General features: G+C 40.3%; 16 protein-coding genes. 5 read left to right on the top strand and 11 right to left on the bottom strand.

Annotated features, from left to right (window positions below):
• Positions 1–85: 85 nt before the first annotated feature.
• The 8 genes from AB6T38_RS15015 to AB6T38_RS14980 form a co-directional block, all read right to left on the bottom strand.
• On the bottom strand, positions 86–622 hold the full coding sequence (locus AB6T38_RS15015; protein WP_372548076.1) for a hypothetical protein: 537 nt from the start codon (positions 620–622) through the stop codon (positions 86–88).
• Positions 623–789: 167 nt separating this feature from the next.
• Positions 790–2,169 carry a class II fumarate hydratase gene (locus tag AB6T38_RS15010; protein ID WP_372548075.1) on the bottom strand — a complete coding sequence of 460 codons (1,380 nt, stop codon included), beginning with the start codon at positions 2,167–2,169 and terminating at the stop codon, positions 790–792.
• Between the two features lie 13 nt (positions 2,170–2,182).
• Complete coding sequence (locus AB6T38_RS15005; protein WP_372548074.1) at positions 2,183–2,524, bottom strand: hypothetical protein; 342 nt, start codon at positions 2,522–2,524, stop codon at positions 2,183–2,185.
• Between the two features lie 679 nt (positions 2,525–3,203).
• The gene (locus tag AB6T38_RS15000; protein WP_372548073.1) at positions 3,204–3,770 is read right to left on the bottom strand and encodes an ankyrin repeat domain-containing protein; all 567 of its coding nucleotides are present in this window, start codon (positions 3,768–3,770) and stop codon (positions 3,204–3,206) included.
• 67 nt (positions 3,771–3,837) lie between these two features.
• Positions 3,838–5,427, bottom strand: a complete 1,590-nt coding sequence (locus AB6T38_RS14995; RefSeq protein ID WP_372548072.1) for a catalase — start codon at positions 5,425–5,427, stop codon at positions 3,838–3,840.
• Between the two features lie 112 nt (positions 5,428–5,539).
• Positions 5,540–6,802 carry an alanine racemase gene (locus AB6T38_RS14990; RefSeq protein WP_372548071.1) on the bottom strand — a complete coding sequence of 421 codons (1,263 nt, stop codon included), beginning with the start codon at positions 6,800–6,802 and terminating at the stop codon, positions 5,540–5,542.
• A gap of 34 nt (positions 6,803–6,836) precedes the next feature.
• Complete coding sequence (gene amt / locus AB6T38_RS14985; protein ID WP_372548070.1) at positions 6,837–9,878, bottom strand: ammonium transporter; 3,042 nt, start codon at positions 9,876–9,878, stop codon at positions 6,837–6,839.
• A gap of 241 nt (positions 9,879–10,119) precedes the next feature.
• Positions 10,120–11,079 (bottom strand): hydrogen peroxide-inducible genes activator, encoded by a 960-nt coding sequence (locus AB6T38_RS14980; protein WP_372548069.1) that lies wholly within the window; start codon positions 11,077–11,079, stop codon positions 10,120–10,122.
• Positions 11,080–11,232: 153 nt separating this feature from the next.
• Between AB6T38_RS14980 and AB6T38_RS14975 the strand changes: the two genes are divergently transcribed.
• Positions 11,233–11,877: a carbonic anhydrase gene (locus AB6T38_RS14975; protein WP_372548068.1), complete on the top strand. Its 645-nt coding sequence runs from the start codon at positions 11,233–11,235 to the stop codon at positions 11,875–11,877.
• 19 nt (positions 11,878–11,896) lie between these two features.
• On the top strand, positions 11,897–13,543 hold the full coding sequence (locus AB6T38_RS14970; protein ID WP_372548067.1) for a SulP family inorganic anion transporter: 1,647 nt from the start codon (positions 11,897–11,899) through the stop codon (positions 13,541–13,543).
• A gap of 97 nt (positions 13,544–13,640) precedes the next feature.
• Here the strand turns inward: AB6T38_RS14970 and glyA are convergent, their stop codons facing one another.
• Positions 13,641–14,891 (bottom strand): serine hydroxymethyltransferase, encoded by a 1,251-nt coding sequence (gene glyA, locus AB6T38_RS14965; RefSeq protein WP_372548066.1) that lies wholly within the window; start codon positions 14,889–14,891, stop codon positions 13,641–13,643.
• A 152-nt stretch (positions 14,892–15,043) separates the two neighbouring features.
• Between glyA and AB6T38_RS14960 the strand changes: the two genes are divergently transcribed.
• On the top strand, positions 15,044–15,898 hold the full coding sequence (locus AB6T38_RS14960; protein ID WP_372548065.1) for a LysR family transcriptional regulator: 855 nt from the start codon (positions 15,044–15,046) through the stop codon (positions 15,896–15,898).
• Between the two features lie 173 nt (positions 15,899–16,071).
• Here the strand turns inward: AB6T38_RS14960 and AB6T38_RS14955 are convergent, their stop codons facing one another.
• Together AB6T38_RS14955 and AB6T38_RS14950 are read right to left on the bottom strand one after the other, a co-directional pair.
• Positions 16,072–16,353: a hypothetical protein gene (locus AB6T38_RS14955; RefSeq protein WP_372548064.1), complete on the bottom strand. Its 282-nt coding sequence runs from the start codon at positions 16,351–16,353 to the stop codon at positions 16,072–16,074.
• On the bottom strand, positions 16,353–16,808 hold the full coding sequence (locus tag AB6T38_RS14950) for a hypothetical protein (protein ID WP_372548063.1): 456 nt from the start codon (positions 16,806–16,808) through the stop codon (positions 16,353–16,355). The genes AB6T38_RS14955 and AB6T38_RS14950 overlap by 1 nt, the downstream gene beginning before the upstream one ends.
• Before the next feature lie 279 nt (positions 16,809–17,087).
• Here AB6T38_RS14950 and AB6T38_RS14945 point away from each other — a divergent pair, with 279 nt between their 5' ends.
• Both AB6T38_RS14945 and AB6T38_RS14940 read left to right on the top strand, forming a co-directional pair.
• Positions 17,088–18,596: a DUF4397 domain-containing protein gene (locus AB6T38_RS14945; RefSeq protein ID WP_372548062.1), complete on the top strand. Its 1,509-nt coding sequence runs from the start codon at positions 17,088–17,090 to the stop codon at positions 18,594–18,596.
• A 132-nt stretch (positions 18,597–18,728) separates the two neighbouring features.
• Entirely contained in the window at positions 18,729–20,405 is a 1,677-nt protein-coding gene (locus tag AB6T38_RS14940) for a DUF3466 family protein (protein ID WP_372548061.1), read from the top strand.
• The last annotated feature ends 38 nt before the right edge of the window (positions 20,406–20,443 follow it).

The raw sequence follows: 20,443 nt of genomic DNA, 5'->3' as shown, positions 1-20,443 counted from the left end.
TCCAGAATACTAATAGTAGAATATGCGACCCATTGCAGGACACTAAAGTAACGCCGGAATTATAACGTAAATGAGCAACTGGGTACTATTTTTTTAGAAAATGTTGAGTAATTATTTCAAGCATAAAGAGTATTTTATGATTGGATAGTTGGCGGTAGTCAAAATACGGACACACGACAATACGCTGGCTTAGGTCAATGGCAAATTCTTGGTTAATCCACTCAAGAGTATTGGGTAAGTTTAACGACTTTGCATAGGTGCGCCCCATAATAATGTGCAATGTATCGGATTGTTCAAATTTAGGTGGCGTAAACCACAAGGCGGTATGACTGCCAGGTTGCAACAGCTCTTCATCACGATATTGTTGCCAAGTCGAACAACGCTGGTCAACTCCATTAAAATGTCCCAACAACGGGAATAGCAACTTGGCATACACATTAAATACCTTTCGCCAACCGTTACCGCAAGCTTGCCCAATGGCATAGATTTCACCTTTTTGAAGAGGGTATAGGCCTTGTTGCTGTGCTTCAAAGGAAAAGCTCGGGCGATTTTGGATATACACATTAATGTGTGCGTTTTTATCGCCCAAGCCACTTATCTTTCTAAATTCTTTATCTGCCATGAAACCTAATAGTGAAGTTAACAATATTAATGAAGCAGTTTACGCTACTTAATTACGGGGCACGATAACTATAAGTTTTGTCAGAATAATAAAATCGAAAAGGCAAACGCTCCAGCCAGCGTACTCTTTCCTTCTCCATATTTTACAAATCTTACTATCGATGCTGTTTATGACTCACCTTTAGTTAACTTAACGGGATCAAGTAAATCCGTTAATTCTTCTTTTGAAATATCCGTATTTTCAGCTGCTACATCTATAATAGGACGGTTTTCTTTGTAGGCTTTTTTAGCAATTTCCGCGGCTTTGGCGTAGCCGATGATGGGATTTAGCGCAGTGACTAAAATTGGGTTTTTATGCAGAGGTTTTTCAAGGTTCTGTTGATTCACCTCAAAATCACGAATGGCATTATCTGCCAATGAAATTGCTCCGTTGGATAGCAACTCAATACTCGACAATAAATTTAACGCAATCATGGGTAACATTACGTTTAATTCAAAATTTCCTGATTGGCCACCAATAGTAATAGCAGCATCATTGCCGATAACTTGTGCCGACAACATCGCCACCGCCTCAGGTATCACCGGGTTAACTTTACCCGGCATAATCGATGAGCCTGGTTGTAAAGCAGGTAGCGCAATTTCACCGAGTCCTGCCAGCGGCCCTGAATTCATCCAACGTAGATCGTTAGCGATCTTCATAAAACTCACAGCTGTAGACTTACATATACCAGATAAACTCACCGCCGTATCTTGTGCCGCGATACCAGCAAAGAAGTTTTCCGCTTTAACAAAAGACAACCCAGTTTCTTTACTTAGAATGTCAGTAAATTGTTCGGCGAATTGAGGATGAGAATTAATCCCTGTGCCCACTGCCGTGCCACCTAAAACCAATGATTGAATGGATGGTTGAATACTGTTGAGATAGGCAATTTGTTGTCTTATCTGTGCCGACCAAGCAGACATACTTTGATCCATTCTAATCGGCATAGCATCCATTAAGTGAGTTCGTCCAGTTTTACAATAACCACTCAGGCTTGCTGATTTTTCATCAATGGTTTTTGCTAAGTGGGTTAAAGCAGGTTTAAGCTCATTATGAATTGCTAAAGAGGCGCTAACATGGATACAGGTTGGGATAACATCATTACTGCTTTGTCCGAAGTTAACATGGTCATTAGGATGAATCTGCATATTGGATTGTGCGGACGCAAGGTTGGCAATTACCTCATTAGCATTCATGTTAGTGCTTGTACCAGACCCAGTTTGAAATACATCAACGGGAAAATGCTGCATGAGGTTTTTATCGTCTAATAAGGTGCTACAGGCTAGTTTAATTGCATCGGCGGTAGCCTTATCGATCCCCTTAAGATTAACGTTTACCGTGGCAGCAGCTGACTTTATCTGAATCAGCGCTCGAATAAAGGCTTCGGGCATAGGAATGTGACTGATTTTGAAGTTATTAATTGCTCTTTGAGTTTGCGCGCCATATAACGCGTTTTTAGGAACTTCAAGTTCGCCCATACTATCTTTTTCGATTCTAACTTCAGTCATGTTTACCCCTTTTCTATAAAAAATACGTTCCTAATAAAGATAATTCATACTTAAAACGTCGTGTTTCTGCCCTTTGCCCATCGGTACAATCAAACTTCTCCACCTGATTTAGTGGTTTATAAATATTATCCAAACACAAATAACGCCAGTGAAAGCTAATACTAGTATCACAAATGGTATCTAACAAAGTGTTCAATACCCGTTTTAAAATAGCTCTTTTCACTTTATCAGTATTTTCGGCAGCCAAACGCTCTTCAACCATATCTAAATAATGATAAAGAGTATGAGGGTTATCTGGCTGCAACCCATGCCGTATGGTCAACTCTAGCGTGCCAAATGCCAATTCTTTATTCACAGAAACATCCTAAGATTAGCTGCATTTCTCATAAACCCAAATAGTAATAATTCTCATTATCATCACAGGTAAATAAATTGTCAACCTACACTTTATGTTTATCACAATTACAAACAGTTGTATTTCATAAGGTAACTTATTGAAGAAAAACATAATTTTCAAAATAATGGAAAAAAACAACAAACACTATTGATAATGATTTTCATTTACACTATTATGGATCTGCCTGGAATCGTTAAGTTTCACTGGTCCTGGCTTAACGCAACCAACCGGGTAGGCATTTTCTCCAAGGTGCCTACCCACCTCCCTACCCTTTCCATATCTACAAGATTAAAACCTGTTAGTTCAGATCCTTGCATAAGCTTTAAAAGTCAAAACCTAACTGATTAAGTGTTACCAAAACGTAGTTCATTTTTTATTACGGTTACTTTCGATTATAAAATGAGGGTTATTTATTCAAGTTGTTTGGAAGGTTTTATTAGGATTGCTTAACCTCAGAGTACGTAACCATAGACTTTGAGTGCAATCCAGTTGGTTAGGATAAATAAGTGATCGGGGGTTTAGCTCACCAGCGTCTGCGCATTGTTTAATTGAAGTTATCAAACACAATAATAATGGCTTTAAACTCAAATTAATTTAGCCATACTAGGCACTATTATCAACCTAGTCTTTTTGCTCTCTAAGGTTTAGCTTGCTTAAATTTGTCAGCTAGAATCTGATTACCTTGGCTTGCGGCAATATCGCTTAAACTGCGACTATGGCTATCTTTTAGGCTAATGTTAGCACCCTGGTCAAGAAGCCCTTGGATAATATCCTGTCTGTCAAATAAGGTAGCAAACATCAATGCGGTTTGACCATTTTGATTGCTTTGATCTACTTCGCAGTCAACTCCCATTAGTGATTTAGCTATGCGAAGATTACCTTTAAATATCGCCCCCATTAACGCTGTGTTACCTCTTGCATCTTCTTGGCACGGATTAATATCTTCCAACCCCAATAAAAAGTTAACAGCTTCAGTTTGGCCATTGTAAGCGGATAAAATCAGTGCAGTATATCCCTTTTCATTTGCAATATTGACTGACAACCCAGCATTGTAAAAGGTCGTTAATAATTCAATATCCCCCGTTCTAGCTGCATCAAAATACAGGGTTTTAAGTTGCTGGCTTTGTTCATTTTCATTGGCATTCGCGGGATGAAAAGAAGCGCTGAGAAGTACGATTAAAAATACGGTGATTAGGGTTTTCATTGGTCTTTCCTTATAAACACACTGCCTGCAATTGCAGGCAGTGAAAGTTATTTAATGGATAATCAAATTAGAACAATTTGCTGAGTTTAAGGGCAATCTTCTCGCCTTCAGCTGCCAAAGCTTGTTGCTCTGCCATTAGCGCTTTTGCTCTTGCTTTCACTTTGCTCAAGTTAGTACCTGAACGTTTAGCGATAGCCGTACCGTAATCTTTGTCCGCGTTGTACATAAATGCACTAATATTGATTCGAACTAACTCTTTATCAGATGTTGCTAGGGCTCCACCTAACACTTCAATTAATCTAGTTTGTTCGTCTTTACTAAATGAGCGGTACAAATCACCAGCTTGTCTAAAGTTCAATTGCTTGTAGAAAGGTATTTGTTGATAGCTTCCTAACAATGGCATAGCTGAATATTTGTATTGTGTATCTTCTGCCAAATTAAGGTACTCACTTGGCTGATAATTCACTTCACGCTGGGTATTAGTTGGACGTAATTTACCGTGTTGCATATGGTTGTTAATCTTGACATTTTTAGGTGCGTTGATTGGAATACGGTAAGAGTTCACGCCTAAACGGTAACGCTGGGTATCTGCATAGGCAAACACTCGGCCTTGTAACAATCTATCTTCTGATGGCTCTATGCCTGGAATTACGTTACTTGGTGCAAATGCAGCTTGTTCAGTTTCTTCAAAAAAGTTGTCAGGCACGCGGTTTAGTACCATTCTGCCCACTTTGCGAAGAGGTAACTTATCTTCTGGCCATACTTTAGTGGCATCAAGGGGGTTAAAGTCAAAGTTATTCACGTCTTTTGGAGATAATACTTGAATGTATAGGTCCCAAGATGCAGTTTCGCCTTTTTCGCCGATACGCGTATAAACATCAGTAGTATGAGGTTGCATGTCTTGACCTTGCATGGTCGAAGCTTCTTCATAGGTGAAGTTCTTTACGCCCTGGTTGGTTTTCCAAACAAATTTCACATAGTTCATTTCACCTTTAGCATTAACAAATTTGTAGGCGTGAACGCTAGAGCCGTCCATGTTTAAATAACTTTTTGGCGTGCCGTAGTCAGAAAACAACATGGTTAGCATTTGTGTTGATTCTGGTACATGAGAAAAGAAATCGAACACTCTTGATGCTTTTTGCACATTGTCATAGGGCGACGGTTTTAAACTGTGAACCATATCTGGAAATTTAATCGCATCACGAATAAAGAAAATCGGGAAGTTGTTACCGACTAAATCCCAGTTGCCTTGTTCGGTATAGAACTTCACTGCGAATCCACGAGGGTCACGCAAAGTCTCTGGAGATTGATGACCGTGAATTACCGCTGAGAAACGCGTAAATACTTCGGTATTTTTACCTTTTTCTTGGAAAGGGGCAGCCATGGTTATGTCAGATAAATCCGCGTAGTTTTCGTAATATCCGTGGATACCTACACCGCGGGCATGCACCACTCTTTCAGGAACACGCTCTCTATCAAAGGCCGCTAATTTTTCAATTAGATGACTGTCTTGAAGTAGCACACCACCCCAAGGACCAGCAGTTTGAGAGTTTTGGTTATCGCCAATAGGCGCACCATTTTGTCTTGTTATTGTGGTGTTAGCGACTGCACTAAGGGACAACAAAATTAAACTTGATAGGGTTATTAATTTTTTCATTTTCGTTTCACATCCTATTTATCTATAACTTGGGAAGCCCCAATAGAGTGCTAGAATAGAAACTTAGTGAAAGTTAGTACATTTGATAAAAACGAAGTCGAGGTTCTATTTTTTAGAACCACGCTTCAATTGCGTCAATAACATTGTATTGCCGATCAACAACCAGCATTTTTCGCCACTTATCAAAGGTGGTACAGGGATGTGAGATGCCAATAGCTACCATATCGCCAGGTTTTAGTTCATCATCACTTGGCACTTTTAAAAAACAATGTTGATCATTAATCCGAGTAATTCGATAATTATCTTGGTCAATTTTAGTCAAATTCGTGGCCAATCTCGATTTAGTGTACAAAGGTTTAGGCAACCCCTTATCATAGGAAAAATCACGTTTCCCCGCCCCTAAAATTACCACTCCAGCTTCAGGCTTAGACAATACATAACACCACACTTCAATTGCAGCCTCAGAGGCAGGTAAGGTAATTTGTTCATTCGCTAACCTTTCATCAATGGCCAATGATGCTTTGTCGTAAACCCCTGAATCACTGAATAGGTAACAACCACTTCTAAGTACCACCTTAACATCAAAGTTTTGCTGTAAATCTGCAAAAGTTGCAGCGCAGATATCGTAATATTCAGAGCCACCAATGGTTATAACGAATGGCTCAGTAGGAAGGATAACTTGTTGCTCAATAAAGACCTTAATGGTCGTTTCTAACAAGTTCAAAAAATCACGAACCCGCTGTTCTTTTTGTTCCGTAGAGCCTTCAAAAACCGCTTCATAGGCACTAAAACCGGCAACCTCCCATTGATTGGCACAAATACTCTCGATTAACTCTTTGGCTTTACTGGGTTCTCGTACTCCACATCGTCCACCTTCTGCGCCTAATTCGATGAGTAATTTAAGCTGCTTATGATGTTGTATATTTGCCGCTTTTAATAATTCAAAAACATCCAATGAATCGATAAAAAGGTAGAGGGTCAAATCAGGGTATTGGCCTAATAATTGTTCGACTTCCTTGATATTGCCAGGGCCCACTAATTGATTAGCAAATATGATGTGACTTGCCCCCATCTCAGCGGCTAAGCGCAAATTAGTCACATTCGCAACAGTTAAGCCCCAAGCCCCTTCGGCTAATTGTTGTGAAATTAATTCCGGACTCATAGTTGTTTTAATATGAGGCGCAAGCAGCAGGTTATTGCGTTGCAACCATTGTTCCATGCGCTTACTATTTTGTTGTAAAGCAGCTTGTTTGATTATGCCGCAGGGCAAAGGCAGGTCTTCTTGCAAGATATTCCAGCCAGCATTAGCGATTTGTTCACGATTAAAATGCTGCGCGTAAAAAGGCAGCCCCTTAAACAACGGTCTAGTTTCCATGTGAATCCTTTTGATTGCAAAGTAGAATCTACGATCAATCCTGTGGGTTTAATAATGCATGTACCATGTTAGCGCTTTGGGGGAGATGAAAAAAATAACCTTGGTAAAGATGGCATCCCATATCTCGTAATGTATCAAATTGAGATTGCGTTTCTACACCTTCGGCAACCGTTGTTAAACTTAAGTTTTTGGCTAAATTGATAATAGTGGCGCAGATTTCCGCATCTTCGGTTTTAGTGTCACAGTCATGGACAAAAGAGCGGTCGATTTTCAAAATATCTAGCGGCAGTTTCTTGAGATAACTCAACGAAGAGTAACCTGTGCCAAAATCGTCTATCGATACTTTGATATTAAGGCTTTTTAACTCATTCAGAATAGCCACACAATTTTCGATGTCTTGAATCAAAATACCTTCTGTAATTTCAAACTCCAATAGCTCACCTGGAATTGCAAAAGCCGCTAGTTGCTGCTTAACATGGTGTATAAAGTCTTCTGCGACTAATTGTCTTCCAGAAATATTTATTGCAATGGGCACAACGTTGAGCTTCTCATCGAGCCAAAACCGTAATTGGCTAAGTACCTTCGCAATCATGACCTCACCAATATGCACAATCAAATTACTTTGTTCTGCAACTGGAATAAACTCACCGGGGGAAATTTCACCTATATCTCGCCGTTGCCATCGAATCAAAGCTTCTAACGATACCACCTCACCCTGGCATGTGACTTTTGGTTGATATGCAACACTGAATTCATCATTATCAATTGCTTGCTTAATTTTTCGTTCAAAGCTCACTTCTTCTTGTGCTTTTTGGCCCATCTCATCTGTATATAATTTAAAATTATCACGACCATGAAACTTGGCGTTGTACATGGCAATATCAGCCCTTTGAATCAACTCTTCAGTACCAATATCACCATTTACTGAAACAGAAACCCCAATACTGGTAGCAATTTGATAATTTTTACCACTCAAAGTAATGGGATCTCGCAGTTTAGCCAGAATCCCTTGGGCTTTTTGTGCGATCAATTGTTGAGTGAGTTCACCTGTTATTACCACAATAAACTCATCACCACCTAAACGGGCAATAATATCTTCTTCGCGGCAAACTACTTTTAGTTTTTTGGCCACCTGACACAATAAATAGTCACCGGCTTTATGCCCTAAGGTGTCGTTAATTTTTTTAAATCTATCTAAATCTAAAAAGAAGACGGCTATTACACCGGCGGATTTTTTAGACTTTGCAACTTGATAATTGAGTTCAGAAATCAAATGAATGCGATTGGATAAATGGGTTAATGGGTCGTGATATGCCAAAAAATTCAAACGCGCTTGAATTTTTTGTTGTTTGGTTACGTCTCGCAAATGCAAAGTAAATTCATTAATGTGACTGTCATTCAATTTACTGCTAGTGATAGTCACCTCTGCGGGAAAAGTTTGTCCCGCAGCACGTTTTAATTCGATTTCACTTCGTCGATTCAGTACCAACCCAGTTGCAGATACAAACTGCAACGCTAAGCTCTGTGAGAATCGCTCCAGATCTTTGTTCAGGGCAAATATTTTAAAAAAGTTTTGCTGCAAAACCTGGGCTTTTAAACAACCAAACGTGCGTTCGGCAGCGGGGTTGAACTCAATGATATATCCTTGCCAATCGATGGAAACAATACAATCCATGGAAGAGTCTAAAATAGCGCTTTTACGTTTTTCGCTTATTTTAAACTGAGTGATAGCACTTTCTCGCTGATTCATTTCTTTGGAAACTTTGCTAATCACTTGGTTGTATTTTTGCGCTATTTGCCCAACTTCGGTAAAGGGTTCTTCTTTAACTTGAAGAGTAAAATCACCTTTATTTTGATGATTCTGCATATCATTTAATAGTTCTATTAATTCCGTCGATGCTTGGTGTTCACTGACATTTAAACCACTAAGTTCGTCTTCCTTGGATACTCGCAATGGTGAGACTTTGTTAAGTAGATAAAGAATTAAAAAACAAGTGAGAAAACTGAACAGACCAATCACAACGACACCAAAAACTTGGATACTGAGTTGCGAAGTAAATGACAACCCAGTTGCCAATTTTTCAGGATCGCCAAATAAGGCCACCGCAATTGTTCCCCAGACTCCAGCAAACAAATGTGCGGGGATCACTTTTAGTGCATCATCAAGCTCAATGATATCCATTAACTCAGAGCCATAGTGCACCACCAAACCCGAGACTATACCAATGATTGCAGCCTCAACGGTTGATACCGCATGACAGCTAGCAGTTATAGCCACTAGACCTGCTATTACACCGTTCAAACTAGTACCAACATCAACATATTTTTGCCGTTGAAAATAGATAAGTGTAGCGGTTAATCCTCCCCAAATCGCAGCAAGACAGGTGTTTAAAATAATATAAGGTACTTGTGCATTGAATGTTAAAGTGCTACCGCCATTAAACCCGAACCAACCAAACCAAATAAGTAAGGTTCCCATGGCTGCCATAGGTAAATTACTACCTGATGGAAACTTAGTATTGGTTTTAAAGCGATCAATCCTTGGACCCACAATGATTACACTTGCCAAGGCTACCCAACCGCCGACCGAGTGCACTACAGTTGAACCAGCAAAATCCACGAACCCCAGTGACTCTAACCAACCTTGATTATCTGGAGTGTAAATTCCAGCCCACACCCAATGACCGACTAGGGGATAAATTAATCCACTTAAAATAAGGGTAATGTACATATAACTGGAAAAGCGTGTGCGCTCTGCAATTGCACCAGAAGTTAGGGTTGCAGCCGTGCTGCAGAACATCATTTGAAATAAGAAAAAAGAAATTTGAAATGGCGTGTTGCCATCACCAAAAGTAAAACCTCCAGCGCCGAACCACCCAGCTAAACTTGGTCCAAACATAATGCCAAAACCAAAAAACCAAAAAACACCGGCAGATACAATAAAGTCCCCAATATTCTTTGCGGCCACGTTGATACTGTTTTTACTTCGTGTTTTGCCACTTTCTAAACACAAAAATCCAACTTGCATTAAAAACACAAACATTGCAGATAAGAGTAGCCAAAAATGATTAGACAACCTATGACCCTAAAACTTGTTTATTTCAGTTAATAGGTGAGCGCCGATGCAAAGAATGTTCCGCCTTCATTTCCCGCATATTTAACATTAATGCACTCTACGGCCTCATGAAATACTAATTTAGTGCAATCAAGATCCTTTTAACGTGCATTAGGATTAAATTGGTGCAAAAAACACACAAGTAATTGAACGGATAGATCTCCATTAGTCTTAAAGGTTAAGTGAGAAAAGATCTATAAAATCAAATTTTTCGTGTGGTTGTATTTTTCACATGAACTGCACTTGCTAATTTTTCCGCCACGATCTCCCTAAAAAATTGTGCTAACTCACGGAAAAACACCCTGCCAGGCGCGGTATTTCGCCAAATTAAATGTTGCACGCGAGTAATAGGAATATTTTGCAGTTCACATACATGAAGTTCGTTTGGCCGATGTAATTCTGAGTGCACATAAAGCCCTGGTAAAAATGAAATGCCAACTCCCATCACCACCATTTGCCTTAAGGTATCTAAACTGGTTCCCTCATAATCTCGATACATTTGTGCACCAATTTGAGCACAAATCGTCTGCACTTGATGATGAAAATGATGGTGTCCTTCTAGAGTTAGTACTTTTTCCCCCTGCACATCAGTTGGCTTAACAAATTCCTGACCAGCAAGGGCGTGATCCTTTGGCATCACTAATTTTAGTGGTTCCGTAAAGAGCTCAGATACGATGAACTGCGCGGATTCATGATTTGATGGTGAAATTATTAAATCGTACTGCCCATTGAGCAAACCTTCTTCCAACTGCTGCGGAAACTCTTCACGCACATAGAACTTTAATTGACTAAATCGCCGATGCAATTCAGGCAACACAAATGGCAATAGATAAGGCCCTAAAGTCGGAGGAACGCCTAATCGGTAAGTAGTTGAGGTGCCATCAATAAGTTCACGAGCAGTGTCGTTAAACCGCTGGCCTGCCCGCAATACTTCTTGGGCAAGGGGCAAAAGTGTATTCCCCTGAGGGGTAAGTAAAGTGCCACTTCGGTTGCGTTCAAACAAGCTCAGGTTCATGGTTTTTTCAAGAGATTGAACCTGTGTTGTGAGTGTTGGCTGACTGATCCCTAAGGCTTGTGCGGCTCGTCGAAAACTTAAACTTTTGGCTACCGCCACAAAGTACTTCAGTTGGTTAATTGAAGGAAACTTATTGTCTGATGTCATTTTAAACCTTATGTCAATTTGAGTGATTAAAGCACCGACTGATAGGCAAAAACTATCACGATATAAAGTATACTTCTATATAGCTATCAGGTAAAACTGTTTGCGAATTCGTTTTTAAGAATTATTTTTTTTAATTAAATAGGAGTGACTATCATGGACCACGTAATTACTGGTGTAGCTAAATTTCAAAAAGATGTCTTTCCTGGAAAGAAGGCAACTTTTAAAAAGTTAGCAAACGGGCAAAACCCAGAAGTTTTATTTATTACTTGCGCAGATTCTCGCATCGACCCAAATTTATTGACTCAGACCGAACCTGGTGAACTTTTCATTTGTCGTAATGCTGGCAACATTGTTCCTCCTCACAGCAATGTAACGGGTGGAATTACTGCATCCATTGAATTTGCAGTAGCAGCCCTAGGCGTTTCACACATTATTGTTTGTGGTCACTCTGACTGCGGTGCCATGAAAGGTGCATTAAACACCGACAAACTAGATGGGCTTCCCCACGTAAAAGAGTGGTTGTCTCATAGTCGTTGTGCATCAGAGGTAGTGAAAGAAAAATACGGTAGTTTGTGTATGGATCATTTAGACAAATTAACCGAAGAAAATGTTGTTCAACAACTTCAGCACCTTCGCACTCACCCATCTGTAGCAGCTAAATTAGCCACTGGCCAGGTAAAACTGCATGGCTGGGTCTATAATATTGAAAGCGGACAGGTGGTTAGTTATGACCCAGAAACAGCTAAGTTCATGCCACTGGGACAATCAAAAACAGATAAAGAATTATCAGTTGCATAGACGTGATAAAGGTACATATATGAAATTCGATTTGTCAAACCTAAAGGGTGATATTACTGGTGGTCTTACCGCTGGTATAGTCGCTCTTCCTTTAGCCTTAGCGTTAGGTGTAGCTTCGGGTCTTGGCCCCATGGCTGGTCTATACGGCGCTATCGCTCTGGGCTTTTTAGCAGCCTTATTTGGCGGCACACCGTCACAAATATCAGGCCCAACCGGTCCGATGGTGGTGGTTTTAGCGGGCTTGTTTGCCAGCTTATCAGGCGATGTTGCACTCATCTTTACTGCTGTTATGCTGGCAGGTCTTTTCCAAATCGCTTTTGGTTTTTTGGGAATAGGTCAGTACATTCGACTCGTTCCCTACCCGGTAATCTCTGGATTTATGTCAGGGATTGGCGCAATTATTATTATTCTCCAGTTCGGTAGACTATTAGGTCATGAGCCTCCAAGTGGCACCATAGGCGCTTTGAGTTACATGCCCACAGCCTTGGCAGATATCAACTTTGCTACCCTAATTCTCGGGTTAGGAACCTTGATAATTGCATATAAATGGCCTGCCGCTCTCGCAAAGTACATCCCAGGTCCCTTAGCCGCTTTGGTGATAGGTACCCTTGCTAGCTTTGCCTTCACCAATGTTCCTGCTCTTGGAAATATTCCTACAGGATTGCCAAGCTTGCATTTACCTGTCTATGAGCAAAGTCACTTCTTTTTAGTGTTAGAAGCAGCATTCATACTAGCAATTTTAGGCGCAATTGATAGTTTGCTGACCTCATTAGTTGCTGACAACATGACTCGTACCCGTCACGACAGTAAAAAAGAGCTTATCGGTCAAGGGATTGGTAACACTGTATCTGGTTTATTCGGTGGTATTGCTGGCGCAGGTGCAACTATGCGTACAGTAGTTAACATCCGAACCGGTGGTAAAACCCGAATCTCTGGAATGGTACATTCGCTAGTTTTACTTGCAGTTGTACTTGGTTTAGGTCCATTGGCAGCCAACATTCCCCATGCTGTCTTAGCCGGGATACTTGTTAAAGTTGGTCTGGACATTATTGACTGGAGTTACCTAAGACGTGCTCACAATGGCCCACGTTGGGATTTTGCATTGATGATTCTAGTATTAGGCCTAACCGTATTTGTTGACCTAGTGACAGCCGTAGGCGTAGGTGTGGTTTTAGCAGCCTTGGCATTTGTTCGTCAAATCGCGCAAATTCAAATCGACGAATTAAAGAAAATTCCGGATACTTTGAATGATCCCAAAGAAAATGCATTGCTTAAACAAGCAGACGGTAGAGTTAGTATCTTCAGTTTCGGTGGACCTCTTAGCTTTGGTGCTGCTGCAGATGTTGGCCATCATGTGCGTGACAAGGTAAAACCTGGATCACAAATATTGATTATGGACTTTACACGAGTGCCCACAGTGGATGTTTCAGCAGGTATGGCCATTGAAACGGTGGCATCAGATGCAAAAAATGCTGGTAGAAGGCTGATAATTTGTGGTGCCAATGACGATATTAAACAAGTATTAAAAGGCATCAATGCAGCCCAAACGGATGTAGAGTCCTTTGACAACCTCTTAGGTGCGCTAGAACATGCTGTCAAGTTAATTAACAAGGAGCCAAACTCCACAAAAAAGTTATCTAGCTCTGCAACCTTGGCTGGAGCGTAATAAACTAGTAGCAAAATAGCCTTTGCCTAAGGGTTATAATTAGCTACAAGGTTAACAATTCAAAAGCGCTGTATCTATGATACAGCGCTTTTTTTATTTATCCGTAAACTGGAAATTCAGCGGTCAGCTTTGCAACCTTAGACTTCACTTGCTCACTCACCATAGGGTCCTCTGGGTTATCCAGTAAATCACATATCCAATTTGCTAAATCAGCTACATGACTTACTTTAAATCCTCTTGAGGTTACTGCAGGTGTACCAATGCGTATTCCACTGGTCACAAAAGGTGATTGTGGATCATTAGGCACGGTATTTTTGTTAACGGTGATGTTCACCGAACCAAGTAACGCATCCGCTTCTTTACCTGTCATTCCGCGAGCGATTAAATCCACTAAGAACAGGTGATTGTCGGTTCCACCAGAAACCACGCCATAACCACGCTTTAAAAACACATCAGCCATTGCTCGAGCGTTATCAACTACTTGTTGTTGATAAGTGGTAAATTCAGGGGCTAAAGCTTCTTTAAATGCCACTGCTTTTGCGGCAATAACATGCATTAAAGGACCACCTTGAATACCTGGGAATATCAAAGAATTGAATTTCTTTTCCAGCTCAGGATTAGACTGACACAAAATCAGACCACCACGGGGTCCACGCAGGGTTTTATGGGTAGTAGTGGTCACCACATCAGCTATAGGCACTGGGTTAGGATATAGACCCGCTGCCACTAAACCTGCCACATGAGCCATGTCCACAAACAAAAAGGCACCAACACTTTGCGCTATATCTTTAAACTTTTGCCAATCTACCACCCGGGAATAAGCAGAAAAGCCTGCAACAATCATCTTCGGCTGATGAATATGCGCCAATTCAGCCACTTGTTGATAGTCAATTTCACCGGTATCCGTATCTAAGCCGTATTGAATGGCGTTATATAATTTGCCTGAGAAGTTTGGCTTTGCACCATGAGTTAAATGTCCACCATGATCTAAGCTTAAACCTAGAATAGTATCGCCAGGTTTTAGCAGTGCCATGTACACAGCAGCATTTGCTTGAGAGCCTGAATGAGGTTGAACATTGGCGTAATCGGCCGCAAAAAGTTGTTTAGCTCGTTCGATTGCTAAGGTTTCCGCTTTATCGGCAAATTCGCATCCGCCGTAGTAGCGTTTACCAGGGTAACCTTCGGCGTACTTATTTGTTAACACGCTACCTTGTGCTTCCATCACCGCTTGACTGGTATAGTTTTCTGACGCTATCAATTCAATATGCGCTTCTTGTCGTTTTTCTTCATCTTCTATTACATTGAAAATATCAGGGTCTACAGTTTTTAACGGGTTATTTAGTTGCATCTTTTTTATGTCCATTGCCTTTCGAGAAACTCTATGCTAGAACTACACAAGCAATAAATAAAATTAATAATAAATATGAGCTCATAAGATTTTAATATGGCTTTAACAAGGCATAAACATAAATGCCAACCACTTGCATCAGGAGTGAAGCCATGAAAAATTTATCTATCGATTTTTTACGATCGTTTGTGACAATTGCGCAAACAGGTAGTTATACATTGTGCGCAGAGCGTCTAAAACGCACCCAACCAGCTATCAGTTTACAAATAAAAAAACTAGAAGAAGTAGTTGGAGAAAAACTCTTTCTGCGAGAAGGAAATCGACTTACTCTCACCTTAGCGGGCAGTAAATTGTTAGAGTTTGGCATGAAGATATTGATGCTAAATGATCAAGCAATGGCTGAATTTGGTAAACCTCAGGTCAGTGGTAATATCAAGTTAGGCATTCCAAGTGAATTCTCAACCACCTTAATGCCGAAAATAATACGGCGTTTTACCCACACATACCCTGAAGTTTCCTTAGAAGTACATTGCGCATTAAGTAAAGACTTAGTCTGTGAACCTTTAAAAAGCCAGTTCGACCTGATCTTATCTCTACAAGAACAACCCGATCCTGAACAAGAAGGCTTTATCATCACCGATCAATTGGTGTGGGTGGGCAGTCAGAGATACGTAAATAAAGTTCCCAATAAACTCCCTATAATTGCCGCCCCCGCTCCTTGTATTTACCGTAAACGCGCTACCCACGTTTTAGGAAAATGCAAGAAACAATGGCAAGTTGTGTACACCATTTCAGATCTAAACGGTATTCAAGCTGCTATTAATGAAGACTTGGGAATTACGGTACTGGCAAGGAGTACTGTACCGCCAGGCTTGTTTGTATTGCCACCACAAGCCGATTTGCCGGACTTAGGACACATTGGTGTATGTTTATTGAACCCACAAAAAGTGCGGTCAGAAGCCATTGAGTTATTGGCAAAAGATATGGTTGACCAACTAGCAATTTAAGCCTCATTTGTTGGTTAGACGGAAAATAGGTCGAAAATAAATAGTCGCAGCTAAATTAAAACGGTTAAGCAAAAAAACAGCACCTCAAGGAAGACCCTGGGGTGCTGGAAGTTGCTCTTGGGAGCACACACACGAACACAAATCGTTATTGTAATTTATCTACCACAACTGTTTTAAGGTTTGGCCTTAACAGTGGGATATTTTACGCTTTGCTGATTAATAGCCACTTTTGCTTTATTCGCTTCATAGTAATCAGCCCGCATTTTCTCTCGATATCGTTTCATTATTTCTTTGTTTAATTGAGATTGTGGTTTGTTATCGTTAGCCGCTTGCTCTTCATTTCCATTTAAGCCAGTCGCGTTACCTTGACCAATACCCACACTCAAAATAGTCATTAAACTAAACTTAATCAGTAGGCTAGGTTTAAATAAATTTGAGAAGAAGCGACTTTTCATTATTTCTTCACCATTGGATATTCAACACCTAATTGCTCTAGGTAAGTATCATATTTTTCAGGATCGTAATAAAAAGGTTTTAACTTCTCACGAAATTCACCCATGATTTTCTCATTCAAATGAATTTGTGGTTCATCGGTATCACGTAAAAACGATTGGTACTTAACGTCCTTGGTTTGTACGTTGTCAAAATAGTCCTGTACCTCTGCCATCAATTCAGGATCGGTGAATAGATCGATCATAGTCATCGCATGGGCCTTACCGCCTGCAACAATACCTTTGTGAGCAATAGGTGTAGCCATGGCCACTGCATTTGACCAATGATGTCCAGGCAAGTTAGGAATATTAGATGGATATGACAACCACATTGAAGGTGTCACCCAAGAGATATCTCCCATATCATCAGAACCACCGCCAGTCATGGTTTTAGGATCCGGTGGTGCTACAACAGGCATTAAATTCTATGTTGGTATTTTGATGACATAACGCAAATTGAGATATAACGCTGGCTTTCAAAACGCCATATAAGTTTTTCCATTGATAATGCTGTTACACATTCTTAAGGTTTTATTTCCTACTCACGTAACAATTCCATTGAGATCGTAAAGTTTCTGTAAAGACCTCCTCATCTGTGAACAAATCAACGTTCCCCCTGTCCGAATCGCCATTGTGAGAAAAATGACATCTATGCTCATCACCTCGCTTTTCCTAACAATAATTAATCTGGAGAATCCATGAAAATCAGTAAGACAACCCCAAAATTCACTTATTACCCCTGGGTATGTTTGGGTTTAATGCTATTTCTATTAACTGGCTGCGGCAGTGACGACGATAGTTCAGGTTATATTAAATTCTATAATGCATCAGCCAATGCCTCTGGCGTTTACCTCACAGTAGATGAAGATTTAGATAATGATGATGATGATGAAATTGAGCTAACGTATAGCGCGGTTGAGTTTGCAGAAGTTAGTGCAAATAATGAGTTGGATACGGGAAGCTATTATGTGGAACTAGCCTGGCAGGATGAAGAAAGTAGTGACCGTAGTGATCTGGAAATGGTCTATCAGGAACAACTCAGTATCAACTCTGATAGCATCACCTTTCTTGCTATGATTGGCGATATTAGAGAACCAGAGGTATTAAAATTTGATATTGAAGTCGTAGATGACGACGATGATGATGACGATGACCTGTTTAATCTCCGTTTATTAAATCTTCATCCTGATTATCAAAACGTTGACGTATATATGTCTGCGGATAATGAAACCTTTAACGAAGCAGTATTTGTTAACACCAGCAGCTATACCGAGTTGTCTGAAAATATAAAAATGGATCAAGACCAATATATTTTCTACATCACCGAAGCGGGTAGTGATGAGGTTATCTACACTTCAACTGATCAATCCTATACCACAGTAAGCCAATACGTCATCGTGTTGAGAGAAAATATAGGGGTTGGTTCATCACCTTTTGCTATCGACAGCATTGGTACTAACGGCGCAACCTTGTTGAACGATGTTGATTCAGAAGCCACCTTTGGTTTCTACAATGGTGTGGCTGAAAGTGAATACCTGCCGAACTATGACGGTTATATCAATATTGATGTCAAATTAGGTGATGCCTCAGAAATCTTGCTTGAAGGCCTTGGCATAGGCGAGTTCAGTGACTCTACAACCACCGCAAATGGTGACTATGGATTTGATGTGACTGATTTTAACACTGAAGATACCTATATCAGTGATGCTCTATTAAGTCTGGATGAAAATGCAGATAGTACCATCTTTATTTATAACAAAATTGACCCTATTGATGATGATGAAGATAACGACATTGATGAAGACAGTGATGGGGTTGTTGATGGTTACGAAGCCACGATAAAATCACTAACCATTACCAAAAGTAACACTTCCAGTATCTATAGCCATGGAATCAAAGTAGTTAACTTATCCGACTCTGATGATTTTAGTCGAGTGACTTTCTACTTTGTATTAAATGACGAAATCATCTCAACGGCTGAAAATAAATTATCGGTATTAGAAACCAGCAGTGGTTCAGTTACTTTACTGAATAATACCTATGATATTTTCGCCATTGCCACTATCGACGGTACCGACGTCATTATGGATAGTTTGACGATGACGTTAGATGAAGACAGCGTAGAACAGTTTCTTATATTCTCAAAAAATGAGTCTATGCCTTCTGGTTATCAAATGACCTTAGTTAACCAAAAATCTGACAAGTAATCTGACAACACCTCACTCGCAAATTTTATAAAAAACTCAGACTAGAAGCAGGCACAACAAAATTGTGTCTGCTAAAGGACATACCTGAAATTTGCCTGCGGCGAGGCTAAAAAGTAGTAAAAAGGAAATTCAATGAAAAAGATCCAACTTGTAATAGCGCTGTCTTGCTCCATTTTAGTGGGTTTTAAGGTCTATGCTGCGCAATATCAAGTAATAGAGTTACCCTTTACCGAGTTGGGTGACAGTGCGTCTCCCACAGACATAAATAGTATTGGTGAAGTGACCGTCAACCTTGTGAATAAATACAATCCACCGATTGATATATCGCTACTCAACTTCGATGCATTGTCTATTTATCTAACCGATGTTGAGTCGGCAAAGGTAGGTGATTTTAACGACGAGGACTATGCGTTCCTTTACAGTTATATTCAATCTTCTGCTGAGAATCAGTTATACCAACAGATTTCCGCTCTAAATGCCTATATCGCCACAGAATCAGACGCTGAAGAGCTGCATGGCTTTGATATTTTTGACTCTGAAACGGACGATTACACGAATAGTGCTTATGTAAGTGCACAGGGAATTAACGATTTTGGTTATGCTGTAGGCTACAGTCATGATGGATTTTACACCCTCGATTATATCAATGAAGATATTGACGATATAACCTATGTATTAAATGACTTTTATGTCAGAGGGTTTGCCTACATAGATGGTGATAAGGTTGCCTTACCGCCACCAGAAACAACCGCGGGTGGTTTAAGTTACGCGTTTGATATCAACGACAGCAATCAAGTGGTTGGTTTTGGAACCACTGAATTAGTATCTGAAGCGTTTGCCCAAAGTGTGGAAGACTGTGCAAATGATGATTTACGAGGGGATGTACCAGAAGAGTCATGTTTGCGTAGTTTAAGTATTGATCTTAATACTAGCGTTTCTACCATTTCACAACGCAGAGGCATTATCTGGCAAGTAGATGAACGAGGAAGTATTAGAGATACTTACGTTTTAGCCATGTTAATTGCACCTGAAAGTGACGATGAAACTATTTATAGTAGCACTGCAGTCGCCATTAATGATTATGGTGTGGCTGTAGGAGAGTCCCCCGGCTACTACTTTGATACCACCACTGTCACCACTTCTGCCGCTATTTATATAGATGATGAAGTCAGTACCATCAACCAAGATGAAGAGGTTTATTCCAGCACGGCTACGGCAATTAATAACGACAACATAGTAGTAGGTTATGCTTCAAAGCTAGTAAACGGTAGCCTGGTGAACAAGTTTTTTGTTCACGATGTGGATGCAGACGTCACCGAATATCCAGATGATTTTTATACCTCAGCGAATAGCTATGCCACAGATATTAATGACCAGAACATGATCATAGGTTATGGCGAGTCTGAGTTCACCACATCTGGCACCAGTCGAACAGGCGCTTTTTTATATGATTATAGAAATGACATTTTCAACGAAATAAATACCTTAATAGAATGTAATAGTGCCTATAACATCGTTGAGGCCCAAAGCATCAATGACGATAACACCATTGTTGCCACCGCCACAGTGACAGAGGCTAGTCGTAATCTATCTGGGGAAATTATTTATGATGATTATGGCGCCGAAGTGGAAACGACGCATTATGTGGCTGTCAAACTAGAACCCATCTCTGGCGGATCCATAGATAACTGTGACGCCCTAGAAGACGAAGTTTTGCGCCAGGGTGGCATTATATATTGGTTACTTTTATTAATACATGTGGGTTTACTCAGACTGTATTGTGTCAAAAAGCCTAAGCTCAATTCTTGATAAACTGATCATTGTTGTGCAGGCACAAGTCTGCCCAA

Origin of the sequence: Aliiglaciecola sp. SL4, assembly GCF_041538045.1 — a bacterium.
Taxonomy (GTDB): Bacteria; Pseudomonadota; Gammaproteobacteria; order Enterobacterales; family Alteromonadaceae; genus Aliiglaciecola.
The sequence above is the reverse complement of the archived record's forward strand: the minus strand, read 5'-3'. Positions and strand labels throughout refer to the sequence as shown.

Bases quoted from the DNA above. Each gene is read 5' to 3' on its own strand.
- AB6T38_RS14955 (WP_372548064.1), bottom strand. From the start codon at position 16,353: ATGAAAAGTCGCTTCTTCTCAAATTTATTTAAACCTAGCCTACTGATT.
- AB6T38_RS14975 (WP_372548068.1), top strand. From the start codon at position 11,233: ATGGACCACGTAATTACTGGTGTAGCTAAATTTCAAAAAGATGTCTTT.
- AB6T38_RS14995 (WP_372548072.1), bottom strand. From the start codon at position 5,427: ATGAAAAAATTAATAACCCTATCAAGTTTAATTTTGTTGTCCCTTAGT.
- AB6T38_RS14980 (WP_372548069.1), bottom strand. From the start codon at position 11,079: ATGACATCAGACAATAAGTTTCCTTCAATTAACCAACTGAAGTACTTT.
- AB6T38_RS14990 (WP_372548071.1), bottom strand. From the start codon at position 6,802: ATGGAAACTAGACCGTTGTTTAAGGGGCTGCCTTTTTACGCGCAGCAT.
- AB6T38_RS14970 (WP_372548067.1), top strand. From the start codon at position 11,897: ATGAAATTCGATTTGTCAAACCTAAAGGGTGATATTACTGGTGGTCTT.
- AB6T38_RS14945 (WP_372548062.1), top strand. From the start codon at position 17,088: ATGAAAATCAGTAAGACAACCCCAAAATTCACTTATTACCCCTGGGTA.
- glyA (WP_372548066.1), bottom strand. From the start codon at position 14,891: ATGCAACTAAATAACCCGTTAAAAACTGTAGACCCTGATATTTTCAAT.
- AB6T38_RS14960 (WP_372548065.1), top strand. From the start codon at position 15,044: ATGAAAAATTTATCTATCGATTTTTTACGATCGTTTGTGACAATTGCG.
- AB6T38_RS15015 (WP_372548076.1), bottom strand. From the start codon at position 622: ATGGCAGATAAAGAATTTAGAAAGATAAGTGGCTTGGGCGATAAAAAC.
- AB6T38_RS14950 (WP_372548063.1), bottom strand. From the start codon at position 16,808: ATGCCTGTTGTAGCACCACCGGATCCTAAAACCATGACTGGCGGTGGT.
- AB6T38_RS14940 (WP_372548061.1), top strand. From the start codon at position 18,729: ATGAAAAAGATCCAACTTGTAATAGCGCTGTCTTGCTCCATTTTAGTG.
- AB6T38_RS15000 (WP_372548073.1), bottom strand. From the start codon at position 3,770: ATGAAAACCCTAATCACCGTATTTTTAATCGTACTTCTCAGCGCTTCT.
- AB6T38_RS15010 (WP_372548075.1), bottom strand. From the start codon at position 2,169: ATGACTGAAGTTAGAATCGAAAAAGATAGTATGGGCGAACTTGAAGTT.